The organism is Neorhizobium sp. 05N33 (assembly GCF_056397445.1).
Genome location: NZ_JBFTNK010000001.1, coordinates 25,456 through 48,188, shown reverse-complemented (window position 1 = coordinate 48,188; position 22,733 = coordinate 25,456). Strand labels below are relative to the sequence as shown.

General features: G+C 57.8%; 19 protein-coding genes. 8 read left to right on the top strand and 11 right to left on the bottom strand.

Annotated elements, in window-relative coordinates:
• The first annotated feature begins 132 nt into the window (after window positions 1-132).
• The 4 genes from AC1DLT_RS00190 to AC1DLT_RS00175 are packed head-to-tail and all read left to right on the top strand — an operon-like array spanning window position 133 to window position 3,984.
• Window positions 133-1,116, top strand: a complete 984-nt coding sequence (locus AC1DLT_RS00190; protein ID WP_436112790.1) for a tripartite tricarboxylate transporter substrate binding protein — start codon at window positions 133-135, stop codon at window positions 1,114-1,116.
• 23 nt (window positions 1,117-1,139) lie between these two features.
• A complete protein-coding gene (locus tag AC1DLT_RS00185) occupies window positions 1,140-1,610 on the top strand; it encodes a tripartite tricarboxylate transporter TctB family protein (protein WP_105403653.1) in 471 nt (156 codons plus the stop codon).
• The gene (locus tag AC1DLT_RS00180; protein WP_436112791.1) at window positions 1,607-3,169 is read left to right on the top strand and encodes a tripartite tricarboxylate transporter permease; all 1,563 of its coding nucleotides are present in this window, start codon (window positions 1,607-1,609) and stop codon (window positions 3,167-3,169) included. The genes AC1DLT_RS00185 and AC1DLT_RS00180 overlap by 4 nt, the downstream gene beginning before the upstream one ends.
• Window positions 3,166-3,984, top strand: a complete 819-nt coding sequence (locus AC1DLT_RS00175) for an SDR family oxidoreductase (RefSeq protein WP_105427080.1) — start codon at window positions 3,166-3,168, stop codon at window positions 3,982-3,984. Before AC1DLT_RS00180 ends, AC1DLT_RS00175 begins: the two co-directional genes overlap by 4 nt.
• 320 nt (window positions 3,985-4,304) lie before the next feature.
• Here AC1DLT_RS00175 and AC1DLT_RS00170 read toward each other — a convergent pair whose 3' ends face one another.
• The 7 genes from AC1DLT_RS00170 to AC1DLT_RS00140 form a co-directional block, all read right to left on the bottom strand.
• Window positions 4,305-5,306 carry an IS30 family transposase gene (locus AC1DLT_RS00170; protein ID WP_436112792.1) on the bottom strand — a complete coding sequence of 334 codons (1,002 nt, stop codon included), beginning with the start codon at window positions 5,304-5,306 and terminating at the stop codon, window positions 4,305-4,307.
• A gap of 222 nt (window positions 5,307-5,528) precedes the next feature.
• Window positions 5,529-6,092, bottom strand: coding sequence for a transcriptional regulator (locus AC1DLT_RS00165; RefSeq protein ID WP_436112793.1), 564 nt, complete (start codon window positions 6,090-6,092; stop codon window positions 5,529-5,531).
• Window positions 6,093-6,798: 706 nt separating this feature from the next.
• Window positions 6,799-8,079, bottom strand: coding sequence for a TRAP transporter large permease (locus AC1DLT_RS00160; RefSeq protein ID WP_436112794.1), 1,281 nt, complete (start codon window positions 8,077-8,079; stop codon window positions 6,799-6,801).
• A complete protein-coding gene (locus tag AC1DLT_RS00155; RefSeq protein WP_436112795.1) occupies window positions 8,076-8,576 on the bottom strand; it encodes a TRAP transporter small permease in 501 nt (166 codons plus the stop codon). Before AC1DLT_RS00155 ends, AC1DLT_RS00160 begins: the two co-directional genes overlap by 4 nt.
• Window positions 8,577-8,640: 64 nt before the next feature.
• Window positions 8,641-9,609: a TRAP transporter substrate-binding protein gene (locus AC1DLT_RS00150; protein WP_436112796.1), complete on the bottom strand. Its 969-nt coding sequence runs from the start codon at window positions 9,607-9,609 to the stop codon at window positions 8,641-8,643.
• A 166-nt stretch (window positions 9,610-9,775) separates the two neighbouring features.
• Window positions 9,776-11,845, bottom strand: coding sequence for an alpha-amylase family protein (locus AC1DLT_RS00145; protein WP_436112797.1), 2,070 nt, complete (start codon window positions 11,843-11,845; stop codon window positions 9,776-9,778).
• A 680-nt stretch (window positions 11,846-12,525) separates the two neighbouring features.
• The gene (locus AC1DLT_RS00140; RefSeq protein WP_436112798.1) at window positions 12,526-12,741 is read right to left on the bottom strand and encodes an NAD-binding protein; all 216 of its coding nucleotides are present in this window, start codon (window positions 12,739-12,741) and stop codon (window positions 12,526-12,528) included.
• A gap of 718 nt (window positions 12,742-13,459) precedes the next feature.
• On the opposite strand from AC1DLT_RS00140, the gene AC1DLT_RS00135 reads away from it, so the two are divergent.
• Window positions 13,460-14,158, top strand: coding sequence for a FadR/GntR family transcriptional regulator (locus tag AC1DLT_RS00135; RefSeq protein ID WP_436112799.1), 699 nt, complete (start codon window positions 13,460-13,462; stop codon window positions 14,156-14,158).
• A gap of 83 nt (window positions 14,159-14,241) precedes the next feature.
• The gene (locus AC1DLT_RS00130) at window positions 14,242-14,709 is read left to right on the top strand and encodes a FadR/GntR family transcriptional regulator (RefSeq protein WP_436112800.1); all 468 of its coding nucleotides are present in this window, start codon (window positions 14,242-14,244) and stop codon (window positions 14,707-14,709) included.
• A 470-nt stretch (window positions 14,710-15,179) separates the two neighbouring features.
• Here AC1DLT_RS00130 and AC1DLT_RS00125 read toward each other — a convergent pair whose 3' ends face one another.
• The 4 genes from AC1DLT_RS00125 to AC1DLT_RS00110 form a co-directional block, all read right to left on the bottom strand.
• Window positions 15,180-15,632 carry a GlcG/HbpS family heme-binding protein gene (locus AC1DLT_RS00125; protein ID WP_436112801.1) on the bottom strand — a complete coding sequence of 151 codons (453 nt, stop codon included), beginning with the start codon at window positions 15,630-15,632 and terminating at the stop codon, window positions 15,180-15,182.
• Window positions 15,633-15,941: 309 nt separating this feature from the next.
• On the bottom strand, window positions 15,942-18,110 hold the full coding sequence (locus AC1DLT_RS00120; protein WP_436112802.1) for a malate synthase G: 2,169 nt from the start codon (window positions 18,108-18,110) through the stop codon (window positions 15,942-15,944).
• Between the two features lie 187 nt (window positions 18,111-18,297).
• Window positions 18,298-19,017, bottom strand: coding sequence for a ribonuclease activity regulator RraA (locus AC1DLT_RS00115; RefSeq protein WP_436112803.1), 720 nt, complete (start codon window positions 19,015-19,017; stop codon window positions 18,298-18,300).
• 266 nt (window positions 19,018-19,283) lie between these two features.
• Window positions 19,284-20,717, bottom strand: coding sequence for an aldehyde dehydrogenase family protein (locus AC1DLT_RS00110; protein ID WP_436112804.1), 1,434 nt, complete (start codon window positions 20,715-20,717; stop codon window positions 19,284-19,286).
• A gap of 170 nt (window positions 20,718-20,887) precedes the next feature.
• Between AC1DLT_RS00110 and AC1DLT_RS00105 the strand changes: the two genes are divergently transcribed.
• Window positions 20,888-21,757 (top strand): 2-hydroxy-3-oxopropionate reductase, encoded by an 870-nt coding sequence (locus tag AC1DLT_RS00105; RefSeq protein WP_436112805.1) that lies wholly within the window; start codon window positions 20,888-20,890, stop codon window positions 21,755-21,757.
• 44 nt (window positions 21,758-21,801) lie between these two features.
• Window positions 21,802-22,632 carry an IclR family transcriptional regulator gene (locus tag AC1DLT_RS00100; RefSeq protein ID WP_436112806.1) on the top strand — a complete coding sequence of 277 codons (831 nt, stop codon included), beginning with the start codon at window positions 21,802-21,804 and terminating at the stop codon, window positions 22,630-22,632.
• Window positions 22,633-22,733 lie beyond the last annotated feature (101 nt).

Below are 22,733 nucleotides of genomic sequence, written 5' to 3'. Positions count from 1 at the left end.
ATTGAGCGAAGTGGTTGACGCATCACCAATCATGCGCTTACAGTACTTATGTCATAAGTCATATGTCAAGTGTCGGTTCAGCGGGAGGATAGTCGCAGCGCCGCACGCAACAGGGAAACGGGAGGAGACATCGTGTCTTTAATTAATAAGTTCTGGCGCCATGCCGCAGCCGGAGTGGCTGGCGTGGCAGTGGTTCTGAGTGCTGGCGTCGCCATGGCCGAGTGGCCGGAGAAGGCCGTCACCGTGATGGTACCGTGGGCAGCTGGCGGCGGCACCGATGCCACCGCCCGGGCTGTGGCCGAGGGCCTGCAGAAGAAATTCGGTCAGCCCTTCAATGTCGTGAATCGCACCGGCGGTGGCGGCCTCGTTGGCCATTCTGCAATCGTCCAAGGCGCGCCCGACGGTTATACGCTCGGCGTCGTCACCATCGAAAGCGCGATGTACGAAGCGCAGGGCCTCAAGGGCGTGACGCCTGCGGACCTGACCTTCATAGGTCGCTTCAACGCCGACGCCATTGCCGTGAATATCCGCCCCGACGCCCCCTATTCAGATCTCAAGGGCCTGATCGAAGCCGTCAAAGCTGACCCGGGGGGCGTCGCAGCTTCCGGCGCAAACCGTGGCGGTCTCTCGCATCTTGCCTGGGTCGGTCTGCTGCAGAAGGCGGGCATCGATCCCGTTGCCGCAAACTGGGTTGCTTCGGATGGCTCAGCGCCGGCGCTGCAGCAATTGACATCTGGCGCCATTGCCGTGGTTTCCACCTCGCCCGCCGAAGCAAAGGCGCTCGTTGAGGCTAACCAAGCCAAGACCATCGCGATGATCTCGAGCGAGCGCAGCCCGCTTTATCCCGACCTTCCGACCTCGGACGAAATGCTCGGGATCAAGTGGTCGCCTCTTCCCTTCCGCGGCCTGGCCGGACCCAAGGGCCTGCCCGACGACGTCGTACAGAAGGTCAGCGCCGCATTGAAGGAAATCACAGAGGACGCAGAGTTCAAGAAGTTCATGACCTCGCGCGGCTTCTCCGTTGCCTATCAGGACGCCCCGACCTTTGCCGCGACCGTAAAGGCCGCTCATGACGGACTGAGCGAGACCATGAAAGCGGTTGGTCTGGCCAAGTAGCGGCCACAGCAAGAGACATTGACATGAAACTCAGCGAAAGACTGATCGGCCCCGGGCTGATCTTGTTCGGCGGAGGCGTGATCATCGCCTCCGCCGACCTGCCGCAAGTGCCCGGAGTCCGCTTCGGCGCTGACCTCATGCCGTCCATCACAGGTGGAGCGCTGATCCTTTTCGGCGGGCTGCTTGGCTGGAAAGCCTGGTCGAAGCCCCTGACCGAACCGCTGGTCGATACCAGCGAGTGGGAGGTGTCCCTGCGAAAACGGCTCACGGCGATCTGGACCATTGGTGCCCTGCTGGCGGCAACGCTGCTGTTCCAGTCCGTGGGCTTCCCGCTGATCGGCCTGATCTTCATGACCGTGCTGATGGTTCTGATGGGTGCCCGACCGCTCACCATCGCCATTGTCGCACCGCTGTTCGTCTTGGCGCTGCATCTGAGCTTCACCAGGATCATGCATGTGGAACTTCCTGCCGGGCCTCTGGGAGCATTCCTATGATGAGCTTCGAAACTTTCGAGACGGCCTTTTTTATGGTGATGGCGCCAAGCGTGCTGCTCGCTATTCTGATCGGCTCTGTTTACGGCCTGTTCATAGGTGCGCTGCCGGGACTGACTGCCACCATGGCGACAGCTCTGCTGGTGCCGATCACCTTCTACATGGAGCCGTTGGCGGCGATCGCGCTGATCGTGTCCAGCACGGCCATGGCGATCACCGCGGGTGACATTCCCGGAGCCCTGATCCGCATACCCGGCACGCCGGCCTCGGCCGCCTATACCGAGGAGGCCTACGAAATGACCCGGCAGGGCAAGGCCGGAGAGGTCCTGTCGCTCGGTTTCTTCTTCTCCGCCCTCGGCGGCCTGATCGGCGCCACTGTCCTGCTCGTCTCTGGACCGGCATTAGCGCAGGTCTCGCTGAACTTCTCCAGCTTCGAGTTCTTCTGGCTGGCGACGCTCGGCCTCATGACATGCGCACTGGTCAGTTCCGCTAATCCGGTCAGGGGTGCTGTCTCGCTTGTCATCGGCCTACTGTTGTCAACAGTCGGACTCGACGTGACCACAGGCCAGCCGCGCTTCACCTTTGACGTACTGGAGCTTTCGGGCGGCATCAGCTTCATCCCGGTCATGATCGGCATGTTCGCCCTGTCGGAAATCATCCGGGGCTTCACCGCTCTGGAGCGTGAGCTGCCGCCAGCGCCGAAGGTGGGCGACATCAAGCCCTATCGCGGTATGTTCGCGCTGCTGCGCAGGTATCCAATGAGCGTCGTGCGCGGCACTTCACTCGGCTCCGCCGTCGGCGCGTTGCCAGGCGTGGGCGGTGATCTTGCGGCCTGGATAGCCTACGGCATGAGCCGCAAGTTCTCCAAGACGCCGGAGAAATTCGGGACCGGCCACCCGGAAGGACTGGTAGAGGCAACCTCATCCAACAATGCCGGGCTTTCCTCCGCCTGGATCCCGGCGCTGGTGTTCGGGATCCCAGGTGACGCGGTCACTGCGATTGCGGTCGGCGTTCTGTTCATGAAGGGAGTTTCGCCCGGCCCGCGATTGTTCATCGAAAACCCGACAATGCCGACGGCAATCATCCTGACGTTTTTCGTCGCCAACCTGCTGTTGCTGCCGCTGGGCTGGTTCGCCATCAAAGGTGCGCGGCATGTTCTGTCGGTACCCCGCGCCGTCATCGTGCCGATGATCCTGCTGTGCTGCTTTGTCGGCTCCTATGCCGTCAACAACACGCTGTTCGACGTCTGGACCATGCTGGTCGCGGGTGTCGTTGGCTACCTGCTGGAGCGCAACGGCTTTCCCATCGCCCCGATCATCCTGGGCCTCGTTCTGGGACCCGTACTCGAACGGAACTTCATCATGTCGATGCAGATTGCCCGCGGCGACTTGCTTGGCTTCTTCGAGCGGCCGGTCGCCGGCGGCCTCGGCATCGTGGTTTGCACCATCCTCGTGCTTGCCATCCACCGCGCCTGGACGCGGCGCGGCCAAGGGCCGGATGCCAGTGATCCTGCCACAGTCCTGCCCGACGTCCCCAATTCAACAAAAGGAAATTTGCAATGAAAGATGTATTCTCCGTCAAGGATCGCGTCGCCGTAGTGACCGGCGGTCTCGGCCAGCTCGGCACCCAATTTACCAAGACGCTGGCCGGAGCAGGCGCCAAGGTCGCGATCTATAGCCGCCGCCCATTCTCGCGCCAACAGGTCGTCGAGAAATTTGGCGAACTCGCCGACAACGTCCGCGTTTACGAAGCCAGCGTGCGCGATAAGGAGAGCCTGATCAAGGCAACCGACCAGCTGATTGCCGACTGGGGCGTCCCGCACATCCTGATCAACAACGCCGGCATTGACAGTAAGCCAAATGGCGACGCTGATCAGAACGCGCCATTCGAAGACTATCCGCAGAAATATTGGGACGAAGTGATCGACACCAACCTTACGGGCGTGATGCTGACCACCCAGGTGATCGGCAGCAAGATGGCCGAAGCCGGCTGCGGATCCATCATCATGGTCGGCTCGATGTATGGTCTCGTGTCACCCAACCAAGCGCTCTATGCCTATCGCGAAGCACGCGACGGAAAGCCGTTCATCAAGGCGATCTCCTACGCCGCATCGAAATCCGGCTTGGTCAACATGACCCGCTATCTTGCCACCTACTGGGCGAAAAAGGGCGTGCGCGTAAACCTGGTTACCTTCGGCGGCGTCAAGACCGGCTCCTTCGACAAGGAATTCATTGATGCCTTCCTCGAGCGCGTCCCCATGGGCCGCCAGGCGGAGATCGACGAGTTCGGCCCGATCGTGCAGTTCCTCGGCTCCGACGCCTCCACATATATGACCGGCGCCAACCTGGTTCTGGACGGTGGCTTCACGGCCTGGTGACCGCAGGCGCTTATCTGACCCCCAACCCGCTTGGCCGGCTGAGCGGGTTTAATTTAGCAAACTCCAAAGGGAGTCCCTTCCGCGCTAGGTCTCAACGGTGAACCGACGTGTGGACCCGCTTTGACAAGCGCTCACTATTATGAGGTTAGCACTTGTATCGGCTAGAACAATCGGTAGGCGTTCACCTACTACCCACTTCGGGCCGCAAAGCTGCCGAACCCTCGCCTTGATGGGAACCGAACCCGCGGCACCCACATTACGGCTTAACCGGCTTGGAGAATCTACATCAAGTGCAACATACGCGATTGGAGGGTAGGGGATCAGCCTGTTTCACGCAAATGGGCGATGAACACTTCGGCGGGTGTTTTGTATCCGAGGCATTTGCGTGGCTGCGCATTCAGGTGATGGGCGAGGTCGACGAGCTGTTGCTGCGTGATGTTGGATAGGTCGGTGTCACCAGGCAGGAAGCGGCGGATCCGCTTGTTGGCGTTCTCGACAGCACCTTTCTGCCAGGGCGAGTTCGGGTCGCAGAACCAGCTCCTGGCGCCGATCCCGTCTTCCAAAGCCCGGAAGCCGGCAAACTCGGTACCGCGGTCGAAGGTAAAGCTGCGACGGGCAAAAGACGGCAGCGGCGAGAACGCATTGATGATCTTGTCCATGATCGGCCGCGAGTGGCGGCTGCGGTTCTTGATCAACACGGTGTAGCGGCTCTTGCGTTCGACGAGCGAGGTGATGTTGGCCTCGCCAAGCTCGCGTTTGAAGATCAGCAGATCGCCTTCCCAATGGCCGAACTCGGACCGATCATCAACAAAATCAGGCCGTTGCGAGATCCGGCACTCAAACGGGATGAGCCCGTCACGCGGCTTGCGGGATCCACGCGGCAAGCGTCGGCGACGTCGCTCAGGCAGGTGCTCGTAGAGGCCAAGTGGATAATCCTCCTTGCAGTAGATGAAGCGATAGATCGTTTCCGGGCAGATGCTGACTGGGCTGATCCCGTCAATCAACAGCCGGCCGGCAATCTGTTCCGGTGACCATTTGGCCTTCAGTCGATCGATAATCAGGTCTCGCAGCTGTGGATGTCGTCTGAGCTTGCGCAGCCGTCGGCGGCGCTCCTTGCTCATGTCGTCGGCAATGGTGCCGAAGTAACCAGTGTAATCTGGAAACTCGCGGTCGTGAAACGTGTTGCGCCTGAGCTCGCGATATATGGTCGAACGATGACGGCCGAGTTGGCGGGCGATCTCACCAACCGGCAGCTTGCGTTCCTTTAACTGATACAGATGGCGGCGATCGGACAGGGTGAGCTGCGAATAGCAGGGCGACATGCAAATTTCTCCAAGGCGAAGCCATTGATGTTATTGGCATGTCGCACTTGAAAATAGAATGTACCGCTGAAGCATCGTTTGCGGCGTAACGCTTGTTATGGAACTCACGCACAGCCTCGCTGCGCGGCTTTAGCATCTTGACCGGAGCGCCGTCCAAGCTCGCCTTTGTAGACGCTGGCGGGAATATCGCCTTCCATTGCGACGGCGACCGACGGCTGGCGATCAACCGAGGTTGAGCCGCTTTCGCAGATCGGCATTTTCAGCACGCAGCTTCTCGGCCAACTGCGTGCGCAGTCTTTGGTTTTCCTCTTCCAGCTGAAGAAGGTCCGCAAACTCGTCAACTGCCGCCACCGACGGTGCGGTCGCTGCCAGCACCGCCTTCGCAGCACGTTTGACAGGCGCACGTTTGGCGCTTGGCGCACCTTCGTCAGCCTTTGCCTTGCGTCCTCTCTTCGGCTTGACCGTTGCGGGCGCCGCAACCGTCGGCGTGTCAGCATCAGTCATCGTATTGTTTTCGTCGGCCATTATGGTCTCCTGTAGAGCCGGTGCATTTGTCTCCTGCTCGATCGGCGGTGTCAACAACGCCGCCGCCCGTTGTTCTCCGGCGAAAGACATTCCGGTGCTGTGAACCTGGGAAGTTTCGGGCAGGAACGGCATCGCCTCGTCCTGCAGATCCTGCGCAACGGACTTGAGATCCATGTCTCCCCAGATCGAGTTCGGATTGGAATTGAGTTTTCGCCGGCCCGATCTGTACTCGACGGCAAAGCTGCGCTGGACTTTTTTCACTTTGAGAGGCCTTGGATGTCTGCGGTGATGTTTCGGCGACGCTTTCAGCATCGCAACAAGCCATGCAGATAACCCCTATCGCCCTGGCGGTCCAGACCCATGGCCTCCGCAGCAAGCCGCATGACCTTTCGGACGCTATTGCCGTCAATGACGCATCGGGCACAGCCGCGGAAGATGATGGATAAGCCGTTGGGCATGTCGGCTCGAAGAAGAAATCATCTTCGATGCCATGCCGCCGGCGAATTGATCGGAGCCACAAACACCCCTTGTGTCGCCGTTGTATCCTTAGTCACATCCACATTCGAACGCTTTCGTCGTCCCCTCAAATCCCGGTGGCAATGTTATACAAGGCGCGCCGGGAACGTGCGGGAGCATGGCAGCTTCCGCCGTCTCGATCTAGCGCTATCCAGTCCCGCAGATGCCTCGAGCGTCTTTAACGCTGCGCAGAGGCGAATTCCCTCACGAGATCCCGCGTTTCCTGCTGCGCGATTATTACGGTTTGTTACGGCGGGGCCGCCTCCTCGGCCGACGGCAATAAGCGTAACAAAAAACACCCACCGGAGGGCTTCACCGTGAAACACAAGCCGTCGCAGGTTCCTCTGTTGGAGGACTGATTGCATCCGTGGCCTCGGCGACATCGACTTCGCCGCAGCCTGTGGGCCATCGGCCAATCTCTCCGAAGTCAAGACGGCGTCGCAAACCCGCATTACAATCCTTTGATAAAGTGCACGGGCCAAAGCGAAACCGACGGAACATACGTAATTACCATCAAAGCGGCGAATACCGTCAGAACGAACCATAAGAGTTGCGGAATGACTTTTTCGATCGGCAGATTGGCGACTGCGCAAGCGGCGAAGAGATTGACCCCAAGAGGCGGTGTGATCATGCCGAGCGCTAGATTAACCACAATGATCAACCCAAAATGAACTGGATCGACCCCATAAGCAACTGCGATAGGTGTCAGGATCGGCGCCAGCACGAGTATGGCGGCCGCCGTTTCGATGAACATACCAACAAGAAGAAGCAAAAGGTTGATTGCTAGCAGGAACGCGAACCTACTTTCGAACATCCCTTTGACCAAGGCCGCGATCTCATTGGCCAAGCCGGACCGGGCGATTAGGAAGGAGAATAGAGCTGCGGCCGAGATAATCAGCATGATCGCCGATGTAGCAAGCACTGTATTCTTCAGGATCGGGTAGAGGTCCCGCAATTTGAGTTCGCGATAGAGCATTGCTCCGACGACGACCGCGGCCAACACGGCAGCGGCGCTGGCCTCCGTAGGTGTGAACATTCCCGAATAGATGCCACCGAGAATGACGACGGGAACAAGAAGCGCGGGCATCGCCGCGCTCAGAGACGGCAGAAAACGCGGACGATCGCCCTTCCCAAGTTTTCCGATCCCGCGGATACGGCATAGAACCAGCACCAGCGCCATTAGCGATCCTGCAACCAGAATACCCGGCCCGAGGCCGGCAAGAAACAGATCCCCAATCGAGGTTTCGGTCGCAACTCCATAGAGGATGAGTGGGATCGAGGGTGGGATCAGCACGCCAAGTTCAGCCGAGCTGGCCTGTATCGACGCAGCAAACGGCGCAGGATATCCCTGTTTGACCATTGCCGGTATAAGGATCGCACCGATTGCAAAGGTTGTCGCGACGGAGGACCCCGAAACTGAGGCAAAAAGCATGCAGGTCAGAACGCATGACACCGCCAGTCCGCCCTGGACGCCACCGACTATTGACTTAGCGAGCTCCACCAGTCGGAAGGAGATGCCTCCGGCTGACATCAGATTACCAGCGAGAATGAAAAGTGGAATCGCCATCAGCGGGAAACTATCCAGCCCTGTGAACATCCGTTGCGCCACTAGCAATAGAGGGAGGCGACCCTGGACCTCAATGCCGATGATCGATGCCAGACCGATTGCGACAGCAATCGGCACGCCGACAAAAAAGAAAATAACGAGCGAAAGAGCGATTGCCGTGTTCATTTCGATGGCTCCGGACGCTCGAGCCACCCACCTTGAATGGCGCGCATAGCACTTGCCGCGCCTGCCAACACGATGAAGGCGGATGCAACCGGCACAGCGGCGTAGGCCCAGGACATTGACAAATCGAGCGCGGCGACTTTCTGGCCCGCGACCCGTTCGGCCATCGCCCATCCCTGCCAAAACAGGATCGCAAAGAAGACGATTGTAAGCAGCGCGGCGACCATGTGGAGCGCGAGGCCAAACTTCGGCGGCAGCGCACGCTGGATGATATCTACCGCGATCATGCCGCCTTCGCGAATAGCGGGCGCCACCCCCATGAAGACGCTCCAGATCATCGCAAACCGGGTTATGACCTCGGACCACGTCGAGGGATGACCAAAAATCAAACGCGTTAACACCTGATAGACCGCAAGTGCAGTGGCCGTGAGCAAAAAGGCAATGGCTAGCGCGAGAGCCAAGCGGGTAGTAAGCGCTTCGAGACGCAGAAAAAGCTTCATATGATGTCCTGTTCCGAAAAGTGGACCGGCGTTCGAGGCACCGGCCCGTACACGGCATACGGATTTAATGAACAGCCTTGATCCGTTCGACCGTTTCGGTGCCATATTCTTTCGTGTAAACAGGATAGGACGCTTTTTCAGCCAATTCGGCGAAAGGTGTTTTATCGATGTCGGTGATAACCTCCATCCCTTTCTCTCGCATTAAGGCAACGCCGGCGTCCTCCAGTCGATTGACCTCGGCTCGGTTTGCCGCAACCCCGGCCTTGGCCGACTCGTAGAACCATCCCTTTTCTTCTTCATTCAGGTCGGCAAACATTGAGGCAGACGCGAGAAAGATCGCCGGCGAATAAACGTGCCCCGTCAGCGAGGCATATTTCTGCACCTCCCAGAACTTTGATGCCGAGATAACGGTTACAGGATTTTCCTGCCCGTCCACGACGCCTTGCTGTAGCGCACTGAAAACCTCAGGAAAGGCCATCGGCGTCGGAGACGCACCCATGCCAGTAAACGCCGCCATATGGACCTTGTTTTCCATCGTACGAAGCTTCAGGCCGTTCAGATCGCCAGGCCTACGGATCGGATGAGTGCTATTGGTAATATGCCGGAAGCCGTTCTCGCCCCAAGCCAGACCGACCAGGTTGTTGTCGTCGACCTTTTTCAGAATCTTCTGACCGATCTCTCCGTCAAGCACCTTGCGCGCATGATCATAGTCGCGGAACAGAAACGGAAGGTCGAACGCATAGACATCTGGAACAAAGTTACCAAGGGGGCCCGTTGAGACGATTGCCATGTCGATCGCCCCAATTTGTAGCCCTTCAATTAAATCGCGCTCACCGCCAAGTTGCCCAGCTGGCGCCTGTTCACCGGTGAACTTGCCTTTCGAGAGCTCCTCTAACTTGTCAAAGAAAGCTTCAGCGCCAATACCGAAATGTGATGTGGGTGACGTGATCGTAGCAAGAATGATCTTCTGCTGAGCTTGTGCCGGTCCTGCCAGTGCGATCGCGACTAATGCGCCGATTATAAAGTGTTTCATCTCGTTCTCCTCCACTATTTGTCACTTTTGACTTCGTTCTTTGGGAGCCCCCGCTCACATGCGAATGCTCGATTAACGCCACTCGCCCCCCGGGCGGCACGCCGCGAACGAGCGGGCGCTGTCTGGGATAGCACCCCACCCTTCCGGGATGGGTGAACTGTAATCGTCAATGCACCACATCCGGCAGCACGAGGACCTCGTAGAGACCGAGTTCCGGTAGCTCAAACACAACCCCTGCGCTTTCGATACGGCCTTTGATTTTAGTGCCGGACTTCAAGAGGTGAGCGGGTCCGCCGTGTCCCTCAACTCGCAATACCCCTCCTGAAATCGGCAGGTGGGGCCCGAAGGATCGGGTCCGCATACCGCTCTGATTGATCAGATGAATGACGAGGCCGGCCTCCGAGCGCCCCAACACGATCTCGACCTGATCGGGCAAATCGGCAGTGACAACTGGAGTCGCAAGACCGGCTACACAATCTAGAAAGAAATCACGAATCTCGGTTGTACCGAATTCGCGATATGTACAACCTATGGTCCAGGGGAATTGCGTTACGCTACCGCCATTTTCCAGCCGGACAACAGCGGGACGTTTGCTTGGCACGTGGCCATAGCATTTTTCGGGTGGGCCGAAGGGTGCCCGGGGGAAAAGACATCCGATTTTCTCAGCACGGGGCTTCCAGATATAATCAGCATAGGCGCCATGGACCGCCACGATCCGGGGTGTAAAAGCAAAAGCGTTGGCTTCGCACTGCTCGACATCCGTCACGAAGGTAGACCAGAGCTCGCTCCCGGTGGTCGTCTCTCCAACGCGCATAACTGAGGGGCCGGTAGCAAGCTCGCCTTCGCCCTCACCGGTAGTCGCGCTGCTTCCGGTCAACACCAAATTTCCTCCAGCGTGAACGTAAGCATCCAACGCCTCGGCCACGTTGGAGCCAATTTGGCCGAGATTGGGCAGCACGATCATTTGGAATTGGCTTAACCGGCCTTCCGAAGCGATCTTCGAAATAAACTCGGCGGCTATCACGTCAAAGGGGAGATTACGTTCCGTCATTGCAGAGAATAACCCACGGAACTCCGATACCCTTTGCGGATAATCAGGGTCTGAGCGGCGAACCGGATCGGGTCGGACCAATGCTATGTTAGAGGCTGGCCGAAGACCGCGATATATCGCGTGATGGTCGCGGTGAAAGCTTTCGATATTACCTGCGAGCGGCAGGTTCACGAAAGGAATACGCCCTGGCGCCCCCATAATGTAGGTCGACGGATTACCGCCGCGCGCCATAGCCTGCAGCAAGTACTGCGCAAACATTTCTGGCTGCTCCCCCGACATTCTGTAAGGCATGTCAATGAATGATACCGAGTTCACCAATAGAGAGATCTCTGGCAACCCGGTCATATGCGCGCTAACGTTCTCTGATGTATTATGATGCCAGGGCTCGCGACCAATCGCGTTGTTCGCCTCGTAATAAACAATCGGAGCGCCACGCTTCAGGACCAGCGCCGCATCGGCGCGTCGAGAACTGATATGCGCAGCAATCCGGGTGCAGAGGGTCGTAGTAACCTCCTCAGCGAAATGCAGCCATTGCGCATAGTTCGGGTGAGTTGGACCATCTGGGAGGCACTTCCCATCGGAGTACGTCGCGAAACGTTCCTGACACGTCCCGCAGTTGCAGACGCCGTGATAGACGCGACTGTAGTCCATTTCAGAGAAGTCGAACCAGTTGAAAAAGAAGCCGTCAACCGAATACCGGTCCATTATCTCGTCGAGGATATCAAGCGACCTAATTTGATAATAGTCACGGTTTGGACATGTGCTGTAGAGGGTGTTGTAGATCTGCGGCGCACCTGTGGGAGACACGAACAACCACTCTGGATGCTCTAACGCGATGCCGCGGGACACCTTGGAAAAATCCAAACGCGACAAGATTTTGATGCCACGTTTTTTCGCCGCGGAAACGGCGTCTCCAATAAGGTCGCCCGAAGGACGGTCCGCAAGAAACGGATTGCGGGTTTGATAGGGCAGATCGCTCGGATAAAAAGAAGAGATACCCCCAGTGTTAAGCAACCATGTTGTCGCGCCCTGGGCTTCGATCCTATCCAGAGCCTGCTCAACGTCCATCGTAGCGTCGATTTCCTGCAGGTTGGTCTGGAACACCGAGAATGGGCGCCGCCACCACCTTTCAAAAATCGGGTTCGCGTGATCGGCAGTATGATCCAGTACGGTATCCGGTGGCATACTAGTCTTTCCTGGCACGTTGGGCGCTAGCTGAAGGCGACAGAGACGAAGATCCGCACGCGCCACGTCATTCTCGCCACGATCAAAATCTTTGCTCAGAGTATCTATTAGAACTCGGACTGCAGGGCTGTCAGCCATCGGCCCGATATGGTGGCAACACACACTCTCGGTGGACTCGTCATTTCTTGCGCCATATCTCCATCCTCACCGTTGCCGGCGACTTCTCCAGTGGTCATCACACTGCAGGCGGTTCACAGGCGACTTCTACCTTTACAACTTTTGCCATGTTTGAATATCTGTATTTATTTGTCAAACGAAATGTGTGACTTTGCGGGCAACCAAATGATCGGCTCCGGTATCGACCCAGGAGATCTATGGGAGTCGGGACTACTAGATCTTTCGCACACAACGTAATATCGTCCGCGCAATAGATTGCGGTGTACTGGTACCACCTGCGTAGATATCCTGTAGAATATCAGGCGGAATTGGCTTTCACTATTTCAAGACTATATGAGTTCATTTTTTATTTCACCGGCGTGAGAATTTTCCTATATGTGCAAAACAATGCGGAGTGATCTTTATGTCTTCTCCCTGTCCTATCGCCGCCTTCATGGTTTGGACGACGCCAGCTGTGCATGGAAGCGCCATATCGAGCTGTCCAGCAGTAATAATCGCAATGTTTAGGTCTTTCCGCGTAGTGCCATCTTGAAACCGGGTTCATACATCTCGTTGATCATCCGCTGATCGTGCAGCTCCAGAATACGCGATCCAGCAAAACCGCCCAGCCTAGCGTCGCGAACCACCTGAAGGTCCACGCCTGCAAGCCGCGCCAGAACAAGAGCTTCGCTCACCGCCTGGATGGTTAGTGCGACCCCGATTTGGTTCGCGACCTTCACAGTTTGCCGAGCACCGATATCTCCAACGCGGGATGTTCTTGCCCAAGACTTCAAGCACCGGGCCCAGAGCAGCAACTGTGTTCACATCTCCGACCATCATCATTGAAAGGTCCTCGCACGTGCGCCAGTTCGCCACCCGACACAGGCGCCTCCACGTACCACGCCACAATCGCTTGATTTTGTTTCCAAACTCTTTTCGCAATAAGCGTCCTTGCCACGCCATTTTGGGGGAATAGCACCGCGCCCACGTCAGGCGCGTCGGGAACAATTAAGATCCCTATATCGCCGCCCTCTGGGACTTCCGAAGGCGAGTCGCAGACCGTCGCCCCGAGCCCATCCAATATCGTGAAGCTTCTTTTGCACGAGCGATCGAGTTCGTGACCGGCTTCAACAAGCCGTCGACCAACGGTCGCCCATCATTCCAAGCCCGAAAAAAGCGACCATTGACATCTAGGGGCCTCCCTGAGCTTCTCGAAGGGCCGCTCCTGCATCGCGGTTGGAGAAACACTTATTTGCTCGCCCCAGCAGTATCGATATGACAACTTTTGACTAATCGCTCAGCTCTTATATGTATTTCTCCGAATCTGTTGTACCCTTGAGGGTGCGAGCGATTGGCTCGCACCCGGGAGCCTATGGGCCTCTCTTGTGCGGTCTTGGTTGGCTGTACTGATCCAGGTTCACAGAGAACAAAAGCATGGACACCGATAGGAGGAGAAGCGTGACAGATAGCGAAACGACTCAGAAGCTGTCGGACCTCTCCTATCAGGAAATGATTGGCCTCATCCGTGACGGGACCTGGGCGGCAAATACGCGCCTGCCATCGGAATACGAGATGGCGAGCCAGTTGGGAGTGTCACGCCCCGTCGTGCGCCAGGCCCTCGCCCGGCTGCGCGAGGACGGTTTGATTATGTCGCGCCGAGGTTCCGGCAGTTTCGTGACGCGCGAGCCTTCCGCAGAATTACAATACCCGGCGATTGCGAGCATCGCCGATCTTGAGCCTTTCGCCAGCTTCCGCGAAGGGGTCGAAGGCGAAGCAGCCGCTCTAGCGGCTGAACGACGCAGCGATCATCAACTGGGCGGGCTGCGTGCCATGTCCTCCTGCCCCCACGGCATTTCAGGCGAAGAGGGCGCCAACCATGATTTTGATTTTCATGTCAAGGTCGCGGACGCTTCGAGAAACCCTTTTTACGCCAACACTTTATTGTCGCTTCGAACCCAGGTCACTCTGTTCATGACTTTGACTTGGAAGGTCGCGGCACTCAGTGTCGGGTTCAGCACCAAAGTGAACCAGCAGCATCAAGACATTGTAGACGCTATCGAAGCCCGGAATCCCGAGCAAGCGCGCGCGGCCATGCGTTACCACATTAGATGGACTCACAGCAGGTTGATGAACGGCCAGTCGGGTGAGGTCGAATAGTTCCATAGTCGGAGTTTGGCGCAGCGCCGCAGCTATTAGATGAGAAAAAGGTACGACTCAGTGACCTACGGGAACGTTCAACCATGAATACGCGCGCCTATTGTTTTGAGTACCGGATCGGGGTCGAGGGCGAGGCGGCGGCAGCGGCGGCACTCCACCGGACCGAATTAGATATCGCCCGGCTGGAAGCAGCGATGATCGAACTTGAGACGCTGCACTCTGCTTCGCAGTTTTCTTTTGAGGCGGACTTCGAGTTCCACCTGTCGGTTGCGCGGGCAACCCACAACAGCTATTTCTTGAGCACCCTTGAAGCCATGCGATTGACAATCCGAAGCGGAATGTTGCTTGCTATTGCACCATCCAGCCTGATGCTTGAGACGAAGGGTAAGGCTATCCGCCAACAGCACCTCGCCGTATTCCGGGCGATCCTAAGGCGCGATGATGTGGGAGCGCGACAAATGATGCGCGAACATCTGTCTCGATGCCGACAGTCGACTAGGCACTGGGACGATGTAGAGGATCCGGTTGAGTTTGACCGACAACATTATTGAGGTCGCTTGGACTTGTTTTAGATATTGCGGAAAACCTTCGTTCGCCCCCAACTTCCTGCGCATGCTCTTTCCAGAGGGTTCCGCTGTTGCAATCTCGCGGAGCCAGATATTGCGCTTCAGGGTGACTGTCCTCAGTTTGTGATGATCTTCGTTCACCCTCGTAACCACGCACTACCGATGCCAACGTACTGGCGGCGAATTTCCAAGACACGCGATCCTAGCCGCTGGCCCATTGCACTCGGAAACCAGGCGTCAGCAGCACGTCTGGTACCGGGTACCTGCTTTGAAGGCTGGTGAAAGCCAGCCATAATGGTCGTTCCCCGAAAACAGTTACTGCCGCCGAGACCTTTGCGAGGGCAGCCTAGGTGCCCGGGAGGAGGCTGGGAGCTCGAACCTTGTCTTCATTATTCGCGAGCTATGTCTTAAAATGTCCGATTACGGGGGCCCCCTGAAAGCGCTTCGTCGGCACATCAGAGTGATAGTTGGTCGAAGGCCAACGATTTCGTCAACTTCTGAAACAAATCGGCGCCAGCTTGCGCGCACGCGCTATCTTCTGCAGGTGTCCCAGAACTAAGGCCGATGCCGCCCACAACCTCGCCGTCGACGATGATTGGAAGACCACCGGCCACCACAACCAGACGGCCGCCTATTGCCGTGTTGATTCCATAAGCCGGACTTCCCGGTTGGCTGGCAAGACCATAACTCTCAGTTGTTCTTCTGGCACCTGCTGCAGTAAAGGCCTTGTCCTGCGCGATGATCGTGCTCGTAACCTTGCCTCCGTCCATTCGCTCGAAGGCAACGAGTTGTCCAGATTCGTCAGAAACGGCGATGCACATAGGCACCCCGATTTGCTCCGCCTTCGCCCGCGCACCGGCGATGAGAACGCGGGCCTCGTCCAGACTGACTCGGTTGATCTTCAGCATAGTTTATCCTCCTGGGAGCGGTGAAGGTTTAAGACCGGGCTCGATTGAGGCGGCACGCTGAAAGGCAGCTTCAATAGCTATTCAGCTGGGTCGGACTCAGTCGTCGATAAAACGGTTGAGCATCTGGCGAGCGAACGAGATTCGGAGTTTGGAATTAATCCGCAAAAAGCTTTACGTGCAGATGGCCGTTTCAGTTTTTCACGATCCGGAATACGCCTGCCACCGCTCGTTTTTCTAGACGCGTTGTTGAGGCGCGGCTTCCTGCAGATGTTGCTTTTTCGATCACGTCTGCCGTTGTTTGGATCTACTTCATGGCAGCTTGGCTTTCAGCTCGATACGGCGGCGATGGAGGACCGGCTCGGTATAACCGTTCGGCTGCTCGCGGCCCTTGAGCACGAGTTCAAGCGCGGCCTGGAAGGCGACGGAACCGTCGAAATCCCTGGCCATCGGTGTGTAGAGCGGATCGCCGGCATTCTGGCCATCGACGACGCCGGCCATGCGTTTCATCGTCTCGACGATCTGCTCTTCGCTGGTGAGCTTGTGATAGAGCCAATTCGCCATGTGCTGGGCCGAGATGCGCAGCGTCGCGCGGTCTTCCATCAGGCCGACATTGTTGATGTCCGGCACCTTGGAGCAGCCGACACCCTGATCGATCCAGCGGACGACGTAACCGAGGATACCCTGCGCATTGTTGTCGAGTTCGCGCTGGATTTCCTCCGCGGTCCAGTTCGGCCGAACGGCGACCGGCACGGAGAGGATATCCGACAGTTTGGCGCGGGGGCGGCTCTTCAGGCCGGCCTGAACGGCGGTAACGTCAACCTTGTGATAGTGGGTGGCATGCAGCGTGGCCGCCGTCGGCGACGGAACCCAGGCGGTGTTGGCGCCGGCCTTGGGATGGGCGATCTTCTGCTCAAGCATCGCCGCCATCATGTCCGGCATGGCCCACATGCCCTTGCCGATCTGCGCATGGCCGGACAGGCCGCATTCGAGGCCGATATCGACGTTCCAGTTCTCGTAGGCCGCGATCCACGCCGCCTGTTTCATGTCGCCCTTGCGGATCATCGGGCCTGCTTCCATCGAGGTATGGATCTCGTCGCCGGTACGGTCGAGGAAGCCGGTATTGATGAACACGACCCGCTCGCGCGCCTCCCGGATGCAGGCCTTGAGGTTGATGGTGGTGCGGCGCTCCTCGTCCATGATGCCCATTTTCATGGAATTGGTGGGAAGACCGAGCGCCTGTTCGACACGGGCAAAGATCTCGCAGGCGAAGGCGACCTCTTCCGGCCCGTGCATCTTCGGCTTCACCACATACATGGACCCAGCCCGCGAGTTCTGGCGGCGACCGTTGGGGCCGATATCGTTGATGGCGATCAGCGCCGTCACCATGGCGTCCATGATGCCTTCCGGCACCTCCCTGCCCTCGCTATCCAACACTGCCGGATTGGTCATCAGGTGACCGACATTGCGGATCAGCATCAGCGAGCGGCGCTTCACGGTGATCTCGCCGCCCGCAGGCGACTTGAAGGCGGTATCCGGGTTGAGCTTGCGGATGAAGGACTTGCCGCCCTTGGCAACCTCCTCCTGAAGGTCGCCGTTCATCAGGCCGAGCCAGTTGCGGTAGACGACGACCTTGTCTTCGGCATCGACCGCGGCGATCGAATCCTCGCAGTCCATGATGGCGGTCAGTGCCGATTCCAGCCAGACATCGGAAATCTTGGCCGGGTCGTCCTTGCCGATCGCCGTCGTGGCGTCGATCAGGATCTCGATATGCAGGCCGTTCTTCGTCAACAGCAGATGGGTCGGATCGGCAGGCTCGCCGAGATAGCCGGCAAACTGCGCCGGATCGGCAAGGTTGACCGTCTTGCCGTCCTGGGCTGCCGCCGCAAGCGTTCCGCCCGTCACGATAAACGAGGTGACGTCCGTCCAGCTTGCTCCAGATAGCGGCACCGACTGATCGAGGAAGTCACGCGCCCAGGCGATGACCTTGGCGCCTCGGATCGGGTTGTAGCCCTTGCCCTTTTCGGCACCGTCCGTCTCGGGAATGGCGTCCGTGCCATAGAGTGCATCGTAGAGCGAACCCCAGCGGGCATTGGCGGCATTCAGCGCATAACGGGCATTCATGACCGGTACGACGAGCTGCGGACCGGCGATCTCGGCGATTTCCGGATCAACCTTGTCGGTCGAAACCGTAAAGTCCGGCCCTTCCGGCAGCAGATACCCAATGTCGCGCAGGAAGGCCTCATAGGCGGCCAGATCGCTTGGCGCACCGTTCTCGCGGTACCAGCCGTCGAGCTTTGCCTGGAAGGCGTCGCGCTTGGCGAGAAGTTCGCGGTTCTTCGGCCCCAGATCGTGGACGATCTTCGAAAACTCGGAGAAGAAGCGGTCGGCGTCGACACTGGTGCCCGGCAGCGCTTCCTTGACCAGGAAGTCGTGGAGCTTCTCGTCGATTGCGAGACCATTTTTTTCGATACGGGCCATCTTCATTTCCTGTCATTTCACTGCGGCGAAGAGCATTGATCCGGAAGATGTGCTTGCAGCGAGCATGGGAAGGACCCCGCCCTGCGAAGGCGGGAGTTGGTGGATTGACCAACAAAATTAAAAACTCGCACACGTTACAGCAAGGGATGGCGGTTTCATCCGCCGATCGAAAGCTCGCGCACTAAATTTAACGACCAGTCTTTTCGCGCCAAGCTCGATAGTCGATGAGGCTCTGCTCATCTGTAGCTGGATAGAGACCCAAGATCGACCGTCCGTTCAGCACCTCCTCGGCAACAAAGTCTTCGTATGCCGTCATCTCAGTGGCCTCGTCAGCAATCTCATCAGCGAGGTGCGCCGGAATGACGACTACGCCTTCACAATCTCCGACCACTATATCACCAGGGAACACCGGCGTGTCACCGCAGCCAATAGGCACGTTAATGTCGATCGCCTGGTGAAGAGTCAGATTTGTCGGCGCGGAAGGGCGATTGTGGTACGCTGGTATTCCGAGCTTCTCAAGGTCAGGCGTATCTCGGAACCCGCCGTCTGTCACGACACCCGCGACGCCACGAACCATAAGCCTAGAGATCAATATCGACCCCGCGGATGCGGCTCGCGGATCCTTGCGGCTATCGATCACGAACACCGCACCAGCCGGACATACCTCGACAGCTTTTCTTTGAGGGTGTTCTCGATCGCGAAAGACCTCTAACTGATTAAGATCTTCGCGGGCCGGCATATACCTCAATGTAAATGCTTCTCCGACCATCGTACCGGCTTGCTTGTTGATACGGTGTACGTCCTGGATCCATTGGTTCCTCAGTCCCCTCTTGTAGAGGGCCGTCATCAGGGTCGGTGTCGAAACAAGTTTCAACTTTTCCCGTGTTTCGACCTTAAGGTTTGTCAATTCTAGCTCCTCGCGAAAGCAGTCGCCGCGGCGAACGGCTGAGATACCGGCGGTCAATCCCCGCCGTTTTGGAATTTGAAATGGGAACCTTCCACCAAGGCTGTCAAGGAAGAGCTCGACCGCCCTTTCTGAAAGACGGTTGCTTCATTGAACCCTGGTTTATTGTTCGACTGGTTGTCCCACCATGGGGTCCAGAGAAGCCGATCTGGGTAAATATGTCAATAGTTGTCTTTTCTCGTGCATATTTGTGGTGCCGCAGGACTTCACTAGGGCAGCGTGTAGGTGGTCTTCACCACGGTGAAGAATTCAGCGGTATACCTGCCCTGTTCGCGCGGGCCGAAGGACGAGGCCTTGCGGCCGCCGAACGGCACGTGGAAATCGACGCCGGCTGTCGGGAGGTTGACCATCACCATTCCAGCTTCTGAATTGCGCTTGAAATGCGTCGCGTGCTTCAGGCTTGACGTGGCGATACCGGCGGAGAGGCCAAATGGCGTGTCGTTGGCGACCGCCAAGGCTTCGTCGTAGTTCTTTACCCGGATGACGGAAGCGACGGGCCCGAAGATTTCCTCGCGCGAGATCCGCATCTGGTTGGTCGCTTCGGTGAACAGCGTCGGCTGCAAATAGAAGCCGGGCGTGTCGCGCTTCACGAGTTCGCCGCCGAAGGCGAGCCTGGCGCCCTCGTTCTTGCCGATCTCGATATAGTCGGTGTCCTGCTTCAGCTGCTTGTCGTCGACGACCGGGCCCATATGGCTGCCGGCCTTCATGGCGTTGTCGACGTTGATCGTCTTCAGCTTCTCGGTGAGTGCTGCGACGAACTTGTCGTGGATGCCTTCCGTCACGATCAGGCGCGAGGAGGCGGTGCAACGCTGGCCGGTCGAGAAGAAGCCCGAATTGGCGGCGGCTTCGACGGCCACGTTGAGGTCCGCGTCGTCGAGGACGACCATCGGGTTCTTGCCACCCATTTCGAGCTGGAACTTGCGGTTATGCTCGATCGAGGCGAGCGCGACGCGCTTGCCGGTGCCGGTGGAGCCGGTAAACGTGATGCCGGCGAGGTCCGGGCTGTCGAGCATGGCCTGACCGACGACCGAGCCGCGGCCCATGACGAGGTTCAGGACGCCCTTCGGCAGGCCGGCGCGGTGGAGGATGTCGACGATCGCCCAGCCGCAGCCAGGTACGAGATCGGCAGGCTTGAAGACGACGGTATTGCCGTAGCAGAGCGCCGGCGCGATCTTCCATGCGGGGATGGCGATCGGGAAATTCCACGGCGTGATGATGCCGATGACGCCGAGCGGTTCGCGCGTGATCTCGACGCCGATATTCGGACGGGCAGACGGCACCAGTTCGCCGGTCAGGCGCAGCGCTTCGCCGGCAAAGAAATCAAAAATCTGGGCGGCGCGGATGACTTCGCCGGTCGCTTCGGGAAGGATCTTGCCTTCCTCGCGGGCGAGAAGCGCGCCGAGTTCGTCCTTGCGGGCGAGGATTTCGTCGGAGGCCTTTCTGAGGATCGCGTGGCGTTCGAGGATGCCGGAGCGCGACCAGGCGGGGAATGCTGCCTTTGCCGCGGCGATCGCCTGTTTGGCGTCTTCGGCGCTGCCCTGGGCATACATGCCCACGACATCGTTGGTATCGGATGGATTGATGTTCTTGGAAGCGTCCGAGCCGACCCATTCGCCGGCGATCAGGTTCTGGTAGATGGTCATATCGCCTGTCCCTCTCTCTATTCATAAATTGGTTGGGAGCAACCGCGCGACAAAATTAGACAGGATGCCCAGAAAACCCTCATCGGCGCAGGAATTGACACAGATTTGTTATTTGTGCAATTAAGTTGCGGAAATTTGTTTGGAGCTTGGATGCTCCCAAGGAGGTTACGATGTCGAATATCGGATTCATCGGTCTGGGGACAATGGGACAGCCAATGGCAGAACGGCTGATTCAAGCAGGCCACAAACTCCGACTGAATAGGGTCAAAGAGGCATCGCAATATCTTGTTGATCTGGGGGGTGAGGCAGTGGAGACGGCTGCACAGGCAGCAACAGGGGCGGAGTTCGTAGTCCTGATGCTACCCAACACCGGGGACGTTGAAAAAGTATTGTTTCACGAGGACGGTGTTCTAGACGCTCTAGCTGCTGGGTCCGTGGTGATCGATATGAGTTCAATCGACCCAGTCGCCACGCGCGAGTTTGCAGAACGCGTAGAAGCGAAAGGCGCCTTTTATCTCGACGCTCCGGTTTCTGGAGGCGAGATTGGTGCGAAAGCCGGCACCCTTTCCATCATGGTTGGCGGTCGGGAAGCCCAGTTCCAGCGAGCACTTAGCCTGTTCGAGGTCATGGGTAAGAACATTACGCTCGTCGGGGACAATGGTGTGGGCCAGGTGGCCAAGGTTGCAAACCAAATGATCGTCGGGCTGACGATCGAAGCCGTCAGCGAAGCATTCGTCCTTGCTGAACGAGCAGGTGCCAATCTCGAAAAAGTCAGAGAGGCGCTGCTGGGCGGGTTTGCCCAATCGCGCATCTTAGAAGTACATGGCAAGCGGATGATCGATCAAACGTTCAATCCAGGCTTTGCGATACGCCTTCACCACAAAGATCTGAATTTGGCCACGAGTGCCGGCACCGCATTGGGTGTTCAGTTGCCCAATACGACGACCACGCGAGAACTGATGGCTTCGGCGATCGCAAAAGGAAATGGGGGCCTCGATCACTCCGCCCTTTTTCTTGAAGTTCGAGAGTTAGCCGAATAGCGCTCACTGTGAGCCAAAAAAGTCGGTGAGCCCAAGAGTGAAGCGTGGCCGCGAGGTCAGACAACCTGACCGACTTCAAGGAGACCAATGTGCAGGATGAGAGCGAAAGATCAGGATCTGTTCAGTCCGTAGACCGTGCAATGGTGCTCCTTGAGTTGCTCAGTCAGCAAAGTGAAGGATGCCGGCTGTCGCAGCTCGGCCGAGATGCCGGGCTACCTGCCTCCACCACACATCGCCTCTTAACGACGCTTGAGAAGCGGCGACATGTCCAGTTTGATCATGCTACCGGGAGATGGAATATCGGGCTGGGAATGCTAACGATAGGAGCAGCGTCCATAAGGCGTAGCGCGTTCGTATCGGTGGCCCAGCCATTTCTCCATCTTTTGCGGGATCGCACGAAGGAAACCGCGAACCTCGGGATGGCAGATGATGGAGAAATTACCCTCATTTCCCAGATCCCGAGCCGCCAGATCGTAAGATCGATCGGCGTAGTCGGCGGGCGGGTCCCGATGACCTCGTCCGCCATGGGAAAAGCGATACTCTCTACTTATCCGTCCGACGATATTGATGAGTTGATTTATCTGCGGCGGCCGACGAAACATACCCCGCGGTCGATCTTGCGATTGGATGTCCTGCGCCAGGAGTTGAAACTGGCCAGAGAACGAGGATACGCTGTCGACGACGCCGAAAACCAGAGCAATGTCAGGTGCATCGCAAGCGTGGTGTTCAATGAGCGAGGTGAGGCGATATGTGCGATCTCGATCTCTGGCCAAGTTGATCGCATGTCTCCGGATCGGATCGACAAAATTGCGCCAAAAGTCGTCGATACCGCTCGCAAAATTACCGATGCAATAGGTGGCATCAATCCCCTCTAAAACCAACAAGACGGTTTCGTTGCGGGAGATGAGTTCCAGCCAGCACTCATTTGAGAGCAACCTAGACTGACGAGAAATGGTGGTGCGTCTGGAGAGGCCCG